Origin of the sequence: Erwinia oleae (assembly GCF_000770305.1) — a bacterium.
In the GTDB taxonomy this organism is placed as follows: Bacteria; Pseudomonadota; Gammaproteobacteria; order Enterobacterales; family Enterobacteriaceae; genus Erwinia; species Erwinia oleae.
In genome coordinates, this window is sequence record NZ_JNVB01000005.1 from 34166 (window position 1) to 47784 (window position 13619).

14 protein-coding genes are annotated in these 13619 nt (G+C 54.2%); 10 read left to right on the top strand and 4 right to left on the bottom strand.

Features of this window, described 5'->3' with window-relative positions; genetic code table 11:
• The first annotated feature begins 47 nt into the window (after positions 1-47).
• Positions 48-1310: a UDP-N-acetylglucosamine 1-carboxyvinyltransferase gene (gene murA / locus GS12_RS02810; RefSeq protein ID WP_034917279.1), complete on the top strand. Its 1263-nt coding sequence runs from the start codon at positions 48-50 to the stop codon at positions 1308-1310.
• Between the two features lie 39 nt (positions 1311-1349).
• On the opposite strand, the gene GS12_RS02815 is transcribed toward murA, so the two are convergent.
• Both GS12_RS02815 and ispB read right to left on the bottom strand, forming a co-directional pair.
• On the bottom strand, positions 1350-1622 hold the full coding sequence (locus tag GS12_RS02815; protein ID WP_034943690.1) for a helix-turn-helix domain-containing protein: 273 nt from the start codon (positions 1620-1622) through the stop codon (positions 1350-1352).
• A gap of 278 nt (positions 1623-1900) precedes the next feature.
• A complete protein-coding gene (ispB, locus tag GS12_RS02820) occupies positions 1901-2872 on the bottom strand; it encodes an octaprenyl diphosphate synthase (RefSeq protein ID WP_034917274.1) in 972 nt (323 codons plus the stop codon).
• A gap of 253 nt (positions 2873-3125) precedes the next feature.
• Between ispB and rplU the strand changes: the two genes are divergently transcribed.
• The 3 genes from rplU (at position 3126) to cgtA (ending at position 5205) form a co-directional block, all read left to right on the top strand.
• Positions 3126-3437: a 50S ribosomal protein L21 gene (rplU, locus tag GS12_RS02825; protein WP_034917271.1), complete on the top strand. Its 312-nt coding sequence runs from the start codon at positions 3126-3128 to the stop codon at positions 3435-3437.
• Positions 3438-3452: 15 nt separating this feature from the next.
• Positions 3453-3710 (top strand): 50S ribosomal protein L27, encoded by a 258-nt coding sequence (gene rpmA, locus GS12_RS02830; RefSeq protein ID WP_034890467.1) that lies wholly within the window; start codon positions 3453-3455, stop codon positions 3708-3710.
• Positions 3711-4023: 313 nt separating this feature from the next.
• Positions 4024-5205, top strand: coding sequence for an Obg family GTPase CgtA (gene cgtA, locus GS12_RS02835; protein WP_034943693.1), 1182 nt, complete (start codon positions 4024-4026; stop codon positions 5203-5205).
• Between the two features lie 54 nt (positions 5206-5259).
• Here cgtA and dacB read toward each other — a convergent pair whose 3' ends face one another.
• Positions 5260-6693: a serine-type D-Ala-D-Ala carboxypeptidase gene (gene dacB, locus GS12_RS02840; protein WP_034917266.1), complete on the bottom strand. Its 1434-nt coding sequence runs from the start codon at positions 6691-6693 to the stop codon at positions 5260-5262.
• A gap of 250 nt (positions 6694-6943) precedes the next feature.
• Here dacB and greA point away from each other — a divergent pair, with 250 nt between their 5' ends.
• A complete protein-coding gene (gene greA, locus GS12_RS02845) occupies positions 6944-7420 on the top strand; it encodes a transcription elongation factor GreA (RefSeq protein ID WP_034917263.1) in 477 nt (158 codons plus the stop codon).
• A gap of 102 nt (positions 7421-7522) precedes the next feature.
• On the opposite strand, the gene yhbY is transcribed toward greA, so the two are convergent.
• A complete protein-coding gene (gene yhbY, locus GS12_RS02850; protein WP_034917262.1) occupies positions 7523-7816 on the bottom strand; it encodes a ribosome assembly RNA-binding protein YhbY in 294 nt (97 codons plus the stop codon).
• A gap of 127 nt (positions 7817-7943) precedes the next feature.
• On the opposite strand from yhbY, the gene rlmE reads away from it, so the two are divergent.
• The 5 genes from rlmE (at position 7944) to secG (ending at position 13593) form a co-directional block, all read left to right on the top strand.
• Positions 7944-8573, top strand: a complete 630-nt coding sequence (gene rlmE, locus GS12_RS02855) for a 23S rRNA (uridine(2552)-2'-O)-methyltransferase RlmE (RefSeq protein WP_034917259.1) — start codon at positions 7944-7946, stop codon at positions 8571-8573.
• 178 nt (positions 8574-8751) lie between these two features.
• Positions 8752-10662: an ATP-dependent zinc metalloprotease FtsH gene (gene ftsH, locus GS12_RS02860; RefSeq protein WP_034917257.1), complete on the top strand. Its 1911-nt coding sequence runs from the start codon at positions 8752-8754 to the stop codon at positions 10660-10662.
• Between the two features lie 132 nt (positions 10663-10794).
• The gene (folP, locus tag GS12_RS02865; protein ID WP_034943695.1) at positions 10795-11628 is read left to right on the top strand and encodes a dihydropteroate synthase; all 834 of its coding nucleotides are present in this window, start codon (positions 10795-10797) and stop codon (positions 11626-11628) included.
• 36 nt (positions 11629-11664) lie between these two features.
• Entirely contained in the window at positions 11665-12999 is a 1335-nt protein-coding gene (gene glmM, locus GS12_RS02870; RefSeq protein ID WP_034943697.1) for a phosphoglucosamine mutase, read from the top strand.
• Positions 13000-13260: 261 nt separating this feature from the next.
• Positions 13261-13593: a preprotein translocase subunit SecG gene (secG, locus tag GS12_RS02875; RefSeq protein ID WP_034917249.1), complete on the top strand. Its 333-nt coding sequence runs from the start codon at positions 13261-13263 to the stop codon at positions 13591-13593.
• The last annotated feature ends 26 nt before the right edge of the window (positions 13594-13619 follow it).

Below are 13619 nucleotides of genomic sequence, written 5' to 3' on the forward strand. Positions count from 1 at the left end.
GCGGTGAGGCAGGCAGCATTGTATGGTTGATTAAGAGAACTGGTGCAATGGATAAATTTCGTGTGCAGGGGCCGACCCGTTTAAGCGGAGAAGTCACAATTTCCGGCGCTAAAAATGCTGCGCTGCCGATCCTGTTCGCCGCGTTGCTGGCTGAAGAGCCGGTAGAGATTCAAAATGTCCCGAAGCTGAAGGACATTGATACCACCATGAAACTGCTCGGCCAGCTGGGCGTAAAAACTGAGCGCAACGGTTCAGTCCATCTGGATGCCAGCAACGTCGATATTTACTGCGCGCCTTATGAGCTGGTGAAAACCATGCGTGCCTCTATCTGGGCGCTGGGCCCGCTGGTAGCGCGCTTCGGCCAGGGGCAGGTTTCTTTGCCGGGCGGCTGCGCTATCGGCGCGCGTCCGGTCGACTTGCATATTTCTGGCCTGGAGCAGCTGGGCGCGGAAATCACCCTGGAAGAGGGCTATGTGAAAGCGGCCGTTGACGGCAGGCTGAAAGGCGCGCATATCGTGATGGATAAGGTCAGCGTCGGCGCGACCGTGACCATCATGAGCGCCGCCACGCTGGCGACCGGCACAACGGTGATTGAAAACGCCGCGCGTGAGCCGGAAATCGTCGATACGGCGAATTTCCTTAACACGCTGGGCGCGAAAATCAGCGGCGCGGGCAGCGATCGCATCACCATCGAAGGCGTTGAACGCCTTGGCGGTGGAACCTGGCGCGTGCTGCCGGATCGCATTGAAACCGGCACGTTTCTGATCGCCGCGGCGATTTCTGGCGGAAAGGTGCTCTGCCGCAATACGCAGCCGGACACCCTCGACGCGGTGCTGGCGAAGCTGCGCGAAGCGGGGGCGGATATCGAGCTGGGAGAGGACTGGATAAGCCTGGATATGCACGGCAGGCGGCCAAAAGCGGTAAACTTCCGCACCGCGCCGCATCCGGGGTTTCCGACCGATATGCAGGCTCAGTTCAGCCTGCTCAATCTGGTGGCTGAAGGCACAGGCGTGATCACCGAAACCATCTTTGAAAATCGTTTTATGCACGTACCTGAGCTGATCCGTATGGGCGCGCGTGCGGAAATCGAAAGCAATACGCTGATTTGTCATGGCGTGGACAAGCTCTCCGGTGCGCAGGTAATGGCAACCGATCTTCGCGCATCGGCGAGCCTGGTGTTAGCAGGATGCATTGCTGCGGGAACCACGATCGTCGATCGCATCTATCATATCGATCGCGGCTATGAACACATTGAAGACAAACTCAGGGGCCTTGGCGCTAATATCGAACGCATCAGCGGCGAAGAGTAAGTTTGTCTCCATCAGCATTGCATTATGAGGCGGTGAATTTTACCGCCTCTTTCTTTTCCTGATCAGTACCTTACGATCGATCAATTTACGACTGAGCGGATCATAATAGCGGCTGGGCCAGATCTCTGCCGGATGAACCCGTAACGCCTCGGCAATCAGCCACTCGCCTTTCGGCCAGGGGCGGAACAGCGCATTTGCCAGCGTTGATGAACTTAAACCTGCCTCGCGCGAAACTCTCGCCAGCGTAGTGCCGCGTTTGTGTAGCGCTGCGATAATGTCTGCATTGTGCCAGTCTTGTTTTGCTATAAGCATGTGTTTTCCTCCTTGGACACATGAAATCTTTCGATTATGTAATTTTGTTTCCTGTTGTGATGTCATATTATCAATATGATTAATCAGGACATTGCATGAAAGAGCCGGATGATTCTATATTGTTATTGGCGCTTGGTTTCCAGTTTTTTCCACAAAATCTCGTTTTTGTGTGACTCAGCGCATAAAAATGCAACGAAGCGGCAACGTTTCTGAAGGGGAAGAACGAAAAGGAGTTACAAAAATTAAGGCGGGAAGCGCGGTTGCCCGCGCTGAGGGGATTAAAATTCGCGCTGTACGGACATATGCGCCAGCGATTCAAGCGCGCTGCGCCACGGCGACTCGGGCAGGGCGCTCAGTGCCGCGATGGCTTTATCTGCTTCCCGTTCCGCCGCTTTGCGCGTCCACTCCAGTGAGCCGCACTGCCGCATGGTTTCCAGCACAGATTCCAGCAAATGGCGACCGTTTCCCTGCTCGATGGCTCCGCGGATCATAGCGGACTGCGCCGGGGTGCCGTGACGCATGGCATGCAGCAGCGGAAGCGTCGGTTTGCCTTCACTGAGGTCGTCGCCGACGTTTTTCCCTAATGTCTGACCATCCGCACTGTAATCCAGCAAATCGTCGATCAGCTGAAAGGCCGTGCCGATAAAGCGCCCGTAATCCTGCAACGCTTCTTCCTGCTCAGGCGTGGCGGAGGCCAGAATGGCAGAGGATTGCGCGGCGGCCTCAAACAAGCGCGCGGTTTTGCTGTATATCACCCGCATGTAGCTCTCTTCGGTGATATCAGGATCGTTGCAGTTCATCAGCTGTAACACTTCGCCTTCCGCGATCACATTAACGGCTTCCGACATCAGCGCAAGCACGCGCAGCGAGCCGATGCTGGTCATCATCTGGAAGGCGCGGGTATAGATAAAATCGCCGACAAGAACGCTGGCTGCATTGCCGAAAGCGGCATTTGCCGTCGCCTTGCCGCGTCGCATATCTGATTCGTCTACCACGTCGTCGTGCAGCAGCGTGGCGGTATGAATAAATTCGATCAGGGCAGCAACGGTGATGTGATGTGAACCGCTGTAATTGAGCGCTCTGGCAGCGAGAATCGCAATCATCGGACGAATGCGTTTGCCTCCGCCGCTGACGATGTAGAACCCCAGTTGATTGATGAGGGAAACCTCAGAGTTCAACTGCTCCAGTATGGTTGCATTGACGTCCGCCATATCCTGCGCGGTGAGTTCGTTTATCTGTTCTAAGTTCATCAGTCTTTTCAGCTATTGCTCATTATGCTGTTATGATAAGCGTCTTTACCGGTGCCTGCGGCATGGAATGTATTACAGATTGTACTTGAAAATGACCGCTGTGGAACGTTTGCATTTGCTTTGCGTTTTTTTCTGCAATACCGCGCAACAGGCTCTTGTCATTCCTCCGGAAGTTGCGTAGAATTCGCGCCCTATTGTGAATATTTATAGCGCAGCCTGAAACCAAGACGGCAAGCGCGAAAGCGGAGTTTATATGTACGCGGTTTTCCAAAGTGGTGGTAAACAACACCGAGTAAGCGAAGGTCAGACCGTTCGCCTGGAAAAGCTGGACATCGCAACCGGCGAAACCATTGAGTTCGACCAGGTTCTGATGATCGCTAATGGCGATGATGTGACTATCGGCGCGCCGTTAGTTTCAGGTGGTGTGATTAAAGCAGAAATCGTTGCTCACGGTCGTGGCGATAAAATCAAAATCGTTAAGTTTCGCCGTCGTAAGCATTACCGTAAGCAGCAGGGTCATCGTCAGTGGTTTACTGATGTTAAGATCACTGGTATCAGCGCCTAAGAGGAGTTCTGACAAATGGCACACAAAAAGGCTGGCGGCTCCACTCGAAATGGTCGCGATTCCAATGCAAAACGCCTGGGCGTTAAACGTTTTGGCGGCGAAGCCGTACTGGCAGGCAGCATCATCGTTCGTCAGCGTGGCACTAAATTCCACGCGGGCACTAACGTAGGCTGTGGCCGTGACCACACGCTGTTTGCAACAGCAGACGGTAAAGTGAAATTCGAAGTTAAAGGCCCGAACAACCGTAAATACATCAGCATCGTTGCTGAGTAAGGTTTTCGAGTCTGAGAGCGATGGCAGCATCGCTCCTGGTAGCGAATTGAAAAGCCCCGCTATGATGGCGGGGCTTTTTACATTCTGTATTTCCGATCTGCGGCATGGCTGTTATGGCCCGCAGATTGACTGGCTTGCTGTACACTTTATATTCAGTTTAACGCGTTGTTACGGCGGAACCTGCTCTGGAGACCGACGCAACACACGTTTGCTGCGCCGGACGCTTCGTCACCTCGTATGACTTTTGCGGTGACGATCCTCTCCCCCGGCCCGTCGTTACCGGCTGCGGGCGAATGATTTACGGAGAAGTAACATGAAGTTTGTTGATGAAGCGACGATCCTCGTCGCTGCGGGCGATGGCGGCAACGGCTGCGTCAGTTTCCGCCGTGAAAAATATATTCCGAGAGGCGGCCCTGACGGCGGCGACGGCGGCGACGGCGGCGACGTCTACATGCAGGCTGATGAAAACCTCAACACGCTGATCGACTACCGTTTTGAAAAATCCTTCCGCGCCGAGCGTGGACAGAACGGCCAAAGTCGCGACTGTACCGGTAAACGCGGCAAGGACATCATAATCAAAGTCCCGGTCGGAACGCGTATTATCGATCAGGGCACCGGCGAGACGCTGGGCGACATGACCCATCATGGTCAGATGCAGATGGTGGCGAAGGGCGGCTGGCATGGCCTGGGCAATACCCGCTTCAAATCCTCCGTTAACCGTACGCCGCGTCAGAAAACGATGGGTACGCCGGGAGAAAAGCGCGATCTGCAACTGGAACTGCTGCTGCTGGCTGACGTTGGCATGCTCGGGCTGCCAAACGCGGGGAAATCCACCTTTATTCGTGCCGTTTCCGCCGCCAAACCGAAAGTGGCTGACTATCCCTTCACCACGCTGGTGCCAAGCCTCGGTGTGGTGCGCATGGATAATGAGCAGAGCTTTGTGATCGCCGACATTCCGGGCCTGATCGAAGGCGCTTCAGACGGCGCGGGTTTAGGCATTCGCTTTCTGAAGCATCTGGAGCGCTGTCGCGTGCTGCTGCATCTGATCGATCTCGCGCCTGTTGATGAGTCCGATCCGGTGGAGAACGCCCGTGTGATCCTTGGCGAACTTGAGAAATACAGCGAGAAGCTTTTTAACAAGCCGCGCTGGCTGGTGTTCAACAAAATCGACCTGTTGGATCAGGAAGAGGCGGAAGCGCGCGCCAAAGCCATTGCCGATGCGCTGGGCTGGACGGAGAAGTACTATCTGATCTCCGCGGCGAATCGCGTGGGTGCCACGCCGCTGTGTTGGGACGTGATGTCATTCATTAATGCCAATCCTAAAGAGGCTGAACCCGAGGCAACGCCGCCTGAGAAGGTTGAGTTTATGTGGGATGATTACCATCGCCAGCAGATCGAAGAGGCTGAAGCGGCGGTAGAAGCGGAAGACGATGACTGGGATGACGACTGGGACGATGAGGACGACGAAGGCGTCGAAATCATCTACAAACGCTGATCTGAAGGGGCATATCGATGCCCCTTTTTCTTTTGTACCGTAGCACTGCGATGATCAGTTGTTTTGATAGACGTCTTTATACAGTCGGCTTTCAAAACGCACCAGAGGAATGCGGCGCTGTTTGTGATCCTGCGGCGGTACAGCGTAGCCCGAAAGAAACTGTACAAAGGCGACACGCTGCCCGCTGGCCGTGGTCATAAAACCGGCAAGATTATACACGCCCTGAAGCGAGCCCGTTTTGGCCGACACCTTGCCATCAACGCCCGCTTCGTGCAGACCGCCACGATAGCGAAGCGTGCCGTCGTAGCCTGCCAGCGGCAGCATTGAGATAAAATTTAACTGCTGGTCATTTTTGGCAATGTACTGCAATACCTGCATCATGGTATCTGGCGAAATCAGATCGTGACGTGAAAGGCCGGAGCCGTCCACCTGGATACTGTTGCCCATATCAATATTGGCTTTCTGCCGCATGATCTGCCGTACCGCATCCGAGCCTGCGCGCCAGGTGCCCGGCACGCCAAAGCGTTCGCGACCAATGGTACGAAAAACCGTATCGGCGATCATGTTATCGGATTTTTTCAGCATGATTTTCAGCAGGTCATGCAGCGGCGCGGATTGTGTTTCCGCCAGCACCGTTGCAGGCTGGGTCGCCTGCGTCTGGCGCACCAGATGCCCGGTGTAATCAATACCCGCCTCCTGCAACTCCGCTTTCAGCAGCGCACCGGCATAGCTGGCGCCGTCCTGAATGGCAAACGCCATAGGCAGAGGCTCAGATCGCTGCGACATGCAGCCAGTTAAGGTAAAGCGGTTAAGTTCGCCCGGCACCACATCCAGTTCGCAGTACTGCGCTTCCGCCGAGCCACGCGCCAGCGTACGCACTTCGCTGAACATATTTACCGGATAATAAGAGGCCACACGAATAAAGGCTTTGTCGCCCGCCGTTGGCGCGCTGTAAAGCGAAACGGAGAAGCAGTTACGATCCACGATAGCGGCCGCAGGCGGCGCGCTGAAGCACTGCGTCATATCATTCCACGGCCAGCCCGGCGCCTTGTCGTGGCTGGCGAACACGGACGTGTCGATAACCAGATTGCCATCAATATGCTGCACACCCTGTTTTTTCAAACTGTTGACCATATTGCGCAGATCCTGACGCGTCAGGGTTGGATCGCCGCCAAAGCGCGCCACCAGATCGCCATTAAGCGTGCCGCCGCGCAGGCTACCCTTGCTTTCAAGTTGGGTATGAAAGCGAAAATCAGGCCCCAGCTGTAACAGCGCGGCCAGTGCCGTTACCACCTTCATCGTACTGGCGGGTAGAGCCATCTGCTTACTGTGATAATCGACAGAGGGTGCGGGTGCGCCTATTTTTTGTACCATTAACGCCAGGTTTGCGCCGTCGGGTAGATATTGTGTGTAGTTTTCAACCTGTGCCGCGTGTGCATTCAGCATAAATGCGCAGGCCAGGCCGCTAAAAATTCGTGAAAATCGCATAATCTCGCGTTAACTGACGGGTGATGCTGTCATACTACGGTGCATCAAGGTGGAAAGTAAACGATGACCCATAAGGAACTCTGAGGTAAAATACGTATCAAAATGCAAAACCTGCCGGGCCCAGGGCATGTCTCAGGGTCGGGTTTTTTTTCGTTTGTAATTTAGAGGTGAGCGCCGCAGAACGCTTTTTCTGTATCAACCTGTCAGGATGACAACATTCCGCACAGGACAGAGTTAACGAGGTATTGAAATGAATCAGATTCCGATGACGCTAAGGGGCGCAGAAAAGCTGCGTGAAGAGCTCGAAGAGCTGAAAACCATTAAACGCCCCAGAATTATCGCCTCAATCGCCGAAGCACGTGAACACGGCGACCTGAAAGAGAATGCAGAATACCATGCCGCGCGCGAAGAGCAGGGCTTCTGTGAAGGTCGTATTCAGGAAATCGAGGCAAAGTTGTCTAATGCGCAGGTAATAGACATCTCAAAAATGAGTGCAAATGGCCGGGTGATCTTTGGCTCTACGGTGACCGTCCTCAATCTGGACAGCGACGAAGAGTCCACCTACCGCATCGTGGGTGATGATGAGGCAGATTTTAAACAGAATCTGATCTCTGTAAATTCGCCGATGGCGCGCGGCCTGATTGGTAAAGAAGTTGATGACATTACGGTGATCAAAACGCCGGGCGGCGACGTAGAGTATGAGATTTTGAAGGTGGAATACCTCTGAATCTCTCGCCGCAGGCAGGGCGTACAATGTAAAGAAAAGAAAAAGGCCGCAGAGCGGCCTTTTATCAGCATCGGGAGCGTGGCATTTTCTCCGCGCTGCATCTTAGCGTGGAATGACGATTTTTCGTTCTTTGGTGGGACGATACAGCACCAGCGTCTTGCCGATGACCTGTACGTTCGCTGCACCGGTTTCACGCACGATGGCGTCGACCACAAGCGCTTTCGTTTCACGGTCTTCCGTGGCGACTTTAACTTTAATCAGCTCGTGGTGTTCCAGCGCCTGTTCAATTTCGGCCAGCACGCCTTCTGTCAGGCCGTTATTACCCAGCATCACGACAGGTTTCAACGGGTGAGCCAGCCCTTTCAGGTGCTGTTTTTGTTTGGTACTCAGATTCATCGTATTTTTTACTTACATTGGGATTGAAAACGGGTCATTCTACCGCCATGTCTCATGTATCACCAAATCGGCATTCTGATTTGCGCGGTTTATTTATCGCATACGTTGAATCGTCATTGGAAATTTTATGACTGGTAAAAAGCGTTCGGCCAGCTCCAGCCGCTGGTTGCATGAACATTTTAGCGATAAATATGTGCTTCAGGCGCAGAAAAAAGGGCTACGCTCGCGTGCCTGGTTTAAACTTGATGAAATACAGCAGGCTGACAAGCTGTTTAAACCGGGAATGACGATAGTTGACCTCGGTGCCGCGCCCGGCGGCTGGTCGCAGTATGTGGTCACGCAGATTGGCGCCAAAGGTCGGGTTATCGCCTGCGATATTTTACCCATGGACCCCATTGTTGGCGTTGACTTCCTTCAGGGTGATTTCCGCGAGGAAGCCGTACTAAACGCTCTGCTGGAACGCGTTGGGGATAAAAAAGTTCAGGTTGTGATGTCAGATATGGCGCCCAACATGACCGGTACGCCAGCGGTGGATATTCCCCGCGCAATGTATCTGGTCGAGCTGGCGTTGGAAATGTGCCGCGATGTACTGGCACCCGGCGGCAGTTTTTTAGTAAAGGTATTTCAGGGAGATGGTTTTGAAGATTACCTCCGGGAAATTCGCTCCCTGTTTACGAAGGTAAAAATTCGTAAGCCGGACGCTTCGCGCTCACGTTCGCGCGAAGTGTATATTGTAGCGACAGGGCGCAAATTATAGCCAAAATAATTGGATTCGCCGAAAGGCGACACGTAGTGCATCCCGGTGAGCTTACGCAGGTAGGTGAGTTGGGTGAACGAACGCAGGCACGCCGCAGCGATTCCAAGTATGACGGATATATAGTACCCTACGCTGTCTGTTAACACAGTTGTAATAAGAGGTTAATCCCTTGAGTGACATGGCGAAAAACCTGATCCTCTGGCTAGTCATCGCAGTCGTGCTGATGTCTGTTTTCCAGAGTTTTGGGCCCAGCGAGTCGAATGGCCGTAGGGTTGATTACTCAACCTTCCTGTCGGAAGTGAACCAGGATCAGGTCCGTGAAGCGCGTATTAACGGACGTGAAATCAACGTTACCAAAAAAGACAGTAATCGATATACGACCTATATACCCGTCAACGATCCCAAGTTGCTCGATAACCTGTTGACTAAAAACGTAAAAGTAGTGGGTGAACCGCCTGAAGAGCCGAGCCTGTTGGCATCAATCTTCATCTCCTGGTTCCCAATGCTGTTACTGATTGGCGTCTGGATCTTCTTCATGCGGCAGATGCAGGGCGGCGGCGGCAAGGGCGCGATGTCCTTCGGTAAAAGTAAAGCCCGCATGCTGACGGAAGATCAGATCAAAACGACCTTTGCTGACGTTGCAGGCTGTGACGAAGCGAAAGAAGAAGTGAGCGAGCTGGTTGACTACCTGCGTGAGCCAAGCCGTTTCCAGAAGTTGGGCGGTAAAATTCCCAAGGGCGTGCTGATGGTTGGCCCGCCGGGAACGGGTAAAACGCTGCTGGCAAAAGCCATTGCCGGCGAAGCAAAAGTGCCTTTCTTTACCATTTCCGGTTCCGACTTCGTTGAAATGTTTGTCGGCGTCGGCGCCTCGCGCGTTCGCGATATGTTCGAGCAGGCGAAAAAAGCTGCACCGTGCATTATCTTTATCGATGAGATCGATGCCGTAGGGCGCCAGCGTGGCGCAGGACTGGGCGGCGGTCACGATGAGCGTGAGCAAACCCTGAACCAGATGCTGGTTGAGATGGACGGCTTTGAAGGCAATGAAGGCATTATCGTCATCGCGGCGACAAACCGTCCAGACGTGCTTGATCCGGCGCTGCTGCGTCCCGGCCGCTTCGACCGTCAGGTTGTCGTGGGCCTGCCTGACGTGCGCGGTCGTGAGCAGATCCTGAAAGTGCATATGCGTCGCGTACCGCTGGCAACCGATATTGATGCGGCAATCATTGCGCGCGGTACGCCGGGCTTCTCCGGTGCCGACCTGGCGAACCTGGTGAACGAAGCGGCGCTGTTTGCCGCGCGTGGTAACCGTCGCGTGGTATCAATGGTCGAATTCGAAAAAGCGAAAGATAAAATCATGATGGGTGCGGAACGTCGCTCTATGGTGATGACAGAAGCGCAAAAAGAATCTACCGCGTATCATGAAGCGGGGCATGCGATCATCGGTCGCCTGGTGCCTGAGCACGATCCGGTTCATAAAGTGACGATTATTCCGCGTGGTCGCGCGCTGGGTGTCACGTTCTTCCTGCCGGAAGGCGATGCCATCAGTGCGAGCCGTCAGAAGCTGGAGAGCCAAATCTCCACGCTCTACGGCGGTCGACTGGCGGAAGAGATCATCTACGGTTCTGAGCATGTTTCAACCGGCGCATCAAACGACATTAAAGTTGCTACGTCGATTGCACGTAACATGGTTACGCAATGGGGCTTCTCAGAAAAACTGGGGCCGTTGCTCTATGCGGAAGAAGAAGGCGAAGTGTTCCTTGGTCGTTCAGTGGCTAAAGCGAAACACATGTCGGATGAAACCGCGCGCATTATCGATCAGGAAGTAAAACTGCTGATCGAGGGCAACTACCAGCGCGCGCGTCGCATTCTTAATGAAAATCTGGACATTCTTCACACGATGAAAGACGCGCTGATGAAGTATGAAACCATTGATGCGCCGCAGATCGACGATCTGATGGCACGCCGTGAAGTGCGTCCGCCAGCGGGCTGGGAAGAGCCAGGCAGCTCTGACAATTCCGACAACGGCTCGCCTAAGGCACCGCGCCCGGTTGACGAACCGCGTACGCCAAACCCAGGCAACACCATGTAATCACTGGCTGGATGACCGAAACGTCTCCAGACAATGACGCAATAAACAAAACCCCGGCGCAGACCGGGGTTTTTTATATCCTCATAGCCGCTAAAATAGCGAAATCACTTATTAACGCCAACCGGAGACGCCATGAAGCTTTACGCCAGAGAATCCGTTCTCGATCTGTCACATCCCCATGTAATGGGCATTTTAAATGTGACACCGGATTCCTTTTCCGACGGCGGAAAGCATAACGATCTGATCCCCGCACTCACGCATGCCAATGCGATGATCAATGCCGGTGCGACCATTATTGATATCGGCGGCGAGTCGACCCGGCCCGGCGCCGGTGAGGTGAGCGTAGAACAGGAACTTGAGCGCGTGATACCGGTTGTGGAGGCGATAGCACAGCGCTTTGAGGTCTGGATTTCCGTTGATACGTCGCGGCCAGAGGTGATCAGCGCCTCGGCGCATGTCGGCGCGCACATGATCAACGATATCCGCTCGCTTCAGATGCCCGGCGCCCTTTCTGCGGCAGCGGAGAGCGGTCTGCCGGTTTGCCTGATGCATATGCAGGGCGAACCGCGCAACATGCAGCAGGCTCCTGAATATTCCAACGTCTTGCAGGAAGTGGATGACTTTTTTGTCGGGCAGATCGCACGTTGTGAGGCGGCAGGGATCAAAAAACAGCAACTGCTGCTCGACCCCGGCTTTGGTTTCGGTAAGAATCTCTCTCATAATTATCAGCTTCTGGCGCATCTGGCCGATTTTCATCGCCACGGACTGCCGCTGCTGGTGGGGATGTCGCGCAAAAGCATGATTGGTCAACTGCTTAACGTTGGCCCGTCCCAGCGGCTGAACGGCAGCCTCGCCTGCGCAACCATTGCCGCCATGCAGGGCGCGCATATTCTGCGGGTGCATGATGTAAAAGAAACGGTTGAGGCGATGCGCGTGGTTGAAGCAACGCTCAGCGCAAGAGGATAAGCGGCAACGTATCTCAATACTAAAAATGAAGGGTCTATGAGTAATCGTAAATATTTTGGTACAGATGGTATTCGCGGCAGAGTCGGTGAAGCGCCAATCACGCCGGACTTCGTGCTGAAGCTGGGCTGGGCCGCCGGTAAAGTTCTGGCCCGAAACGGCTCGAAAAAAATCATTATTGGCAAAGACACGCGCATTTCAGGCTACATGCTGGAGTCGGCGCTGGAAGCAGGCCTCGCCGCTGCCGGCCTGTCTGCTGCGTTCACCGGCCCGATGCCGACGCCCGCCATCGCCTATCTGACGCGTACCTTCCGCGCTGAGGCGGGCATTGTTATTTCCGCCTCGCATAATCCCTTTGATGACAACGGCATCAAGTTCTTCTCTATTGAGGGTACAAAGCTGCCTGATGATGTGGAAGAAGCCATCGAAGCGGAAATGGAAAAACCGATTACCTGCGTGGACTCGGCGGAACTGGGTCGCGCCAGCCGCATTGTCGATGCCGCCGGACGTTATATCGAATTCTGTAAGGGCACGTTTCCCAGCCAGCTCAGCCTTAGCGGTCTGAAAATCGTGGTTGATTGTGCTAATGGCGCAACTTATCACATTGCGCCAAACGTTCTGCGCGAACTGGGCGCAACGGTGATTACGCTTGGCGTGCAGCCGGACGGCATGAATATCAATAAAGAGTGCGGCGCGACGGATGTACGCCAGCTTCAGGCGCGCGTGCTGGCGGAGAAAGCCGATATCGGCCTGGCCTACGACGGTGACGGTGACCGCATCATGATGGTTGATCATCTGGGGCACAAAGTGGATGGCGATCAGATCCTCTATATCATCGCGCGCGAAGGGCTGCGTGAAGGGCAGTTGCGTGGCGGCGTGGTGGGCACGCTGATGAGCAATATGGGGCTGGAGTTGGCTCTGAAACAGCTCGGCATTCCTTTTGTTCGCGCTAAGGTAGGCGACCGCTACGTGCTGGAAAAACTTCAGGAGAAGGGCTGGCGACTGGGCGCGGAAAACTCAGGCCATGTGATCCTGCTGGATAAAACCACCACCGGCGATGGCATTGTCGCTGGTTTGCAGGTGTTGTCGGCTATGGTGCGCAGCCATATGAGCCTGCACGACCTTTGCAGCGGCATGAAGCTGCTGCCGCAGATCCTGGTGAATGTTCGCTTCAGCGGCGCAACGGACCCGCTTGAAAACGAAACGGTAAAAGCGGTAACGGCAGAGGTGGAGCACGAACTGCATGGCCGGGGCCGCGTACTGTTACGTAAATCCGGAACCGAACCGTTGATTCGTGTGATGGTTGAGGGTGAAGATGAGGCGCAGGTCACCGCGCTGGCGCATCGTATTGCCGATGCCGTCAAAGCGGTATAGCGGTATAGCGGTATTCAGCCAGTGTTGCTTTTTTTTAAAACGAGTTGCGCAAATAAGCATCGGTTGCGGGTGGTTTTTTGAGGTAAAACATCGCTTCTGTCGCTTTTTTCTGCAATCAGCAGCCACGTGATAAATTGCCCTTGCGTAGGGTGCGCGCTTTGGTTAGTATTCTCACCCGCTTCTGATGGGTAGCAGCAATGCTATTTCTCTGACTGGTTTGAAGCTATTACTGTACGGTTAACGTACAAGGAACAGGTTAATATGTACGAAGCTCTTTTAGTAGTTTTCCTTCTTGTAGCGATTGGCCTTGTTGGTCTGATCATGCTGCAACAGGGTAAAGGCGCTGATATGGGCGCGTCATTCGGTGCAGGCTCGTCCGCAACGCTGTTTGGTTCTAACGGTTCTGGCAACTTTATGACCCGTATGACCGCAGTGCTGGCGACGTTGTTCTTCATCTTCAGCCTGATTCTTGGTAACCTGAATAGCAACAAAACGCAGAAAGGAAGCGAGTGGGAAAATCTGTCTCAGCCTGCCCAACAGCAGCAGAGCCAGCCAGCGAAACCGGCCGCGCCGGGTAGCGATATTCCACAGTAAGATGTTGAGTTAAGTAAGAGTAAGTC

Bases quoted from the DNA above. Each gene is read 5' to 3' on its own strand.
- secG (WP_034917249.1), top strand. From the start codon at position 13,261: ATGTACGAAGCTCTTTTAGTAGTTTTCCTTCTTGTAGCGATTGGCCTT.
- GS12_RS02815 (WP_034943690.1), bottom strand. From the start codon at position 1,622: ATGCTTATAGCAAAACAAGACTGGCACAATGCAGACATTATCGCAGCG.
- ftsH (WP_034917257.1), top strand. From the start codon at position 8,752: ATGGCGAAAAACCTGATCCTCTGGCTAGTCATCGCAGTCGTGCTGATG.
- ispB (WP_034917274.1), bottom strand. From the start codon at position 2,872: ATGAACTTAGAACAGATAAACGAACTCACCGCGCAGGATATGGCGGAC.
- cgtA (WP_034943693.1), top strand. From the start codon at position 4,024: ATGAAGTTTGTTGATGAAGCGACGATCCTCGTCGCTGCGGGCGATGGC.
- dacB (WP_034917266.1), bottom strand. From the start codon at position 6,693: ATGCGATTTTCACGAATTTTTAGCGGCCTGGCCTGCGCATTTATGCTG.
- rlmE (WP_034917259.1), top strand. From the start codon at position 7,944: ATGACTGGTAAAAAGCGTTCGGCCAGCTCCAGCCGCTGGTTGCATGAA.
- murA (WP_034917279.1), top strand. From the start codon at position 48: ATGGATAAATTTCGTGTGCAGGGGCCGACCCGTTTAAGCGGAGAAGTC.
- rplU (WP_034917271.1), top strand. From the start codon at position 3,126: ATGTACGCGGTTTTCCAAAGTGGTGGTAAACAACACCGAGTAAGCGAA.
- folP (WP_034943695.1), top strand. From the start codon at position 10,795: ATGAAGCTTTACGCCAGAGAATCCGTTCTCGATCTGTCACATCCCCAT.
- rpmA (WP_034890467.1), top strand. From the start codon at position 3,453: ATGGCACACAAAAAGGCTGGCGGCTCCACTCGAAATGGTCGCGATTCC.
- glmM (WP_034943697.1), top strand. From the start codon at position 11,665: ATGAGTAATCGTAAATATTTTGGTACAGATGGTATTCGCGGCAGAGTC.
- greA (WP_034917263.1), top strand. From the start codon at position 6,944: ATGAATCAGATTCCGATGACGCTAAGGGGCGCAGAAAAGCTGCGTGAA.
- yhbY (WP_034917262.1), bottom strand. From the start codon at position 7,816: ATGAATCTGAGTACCAAACAAAAACAGCACCTGAAAGGGCTGGCTCAC.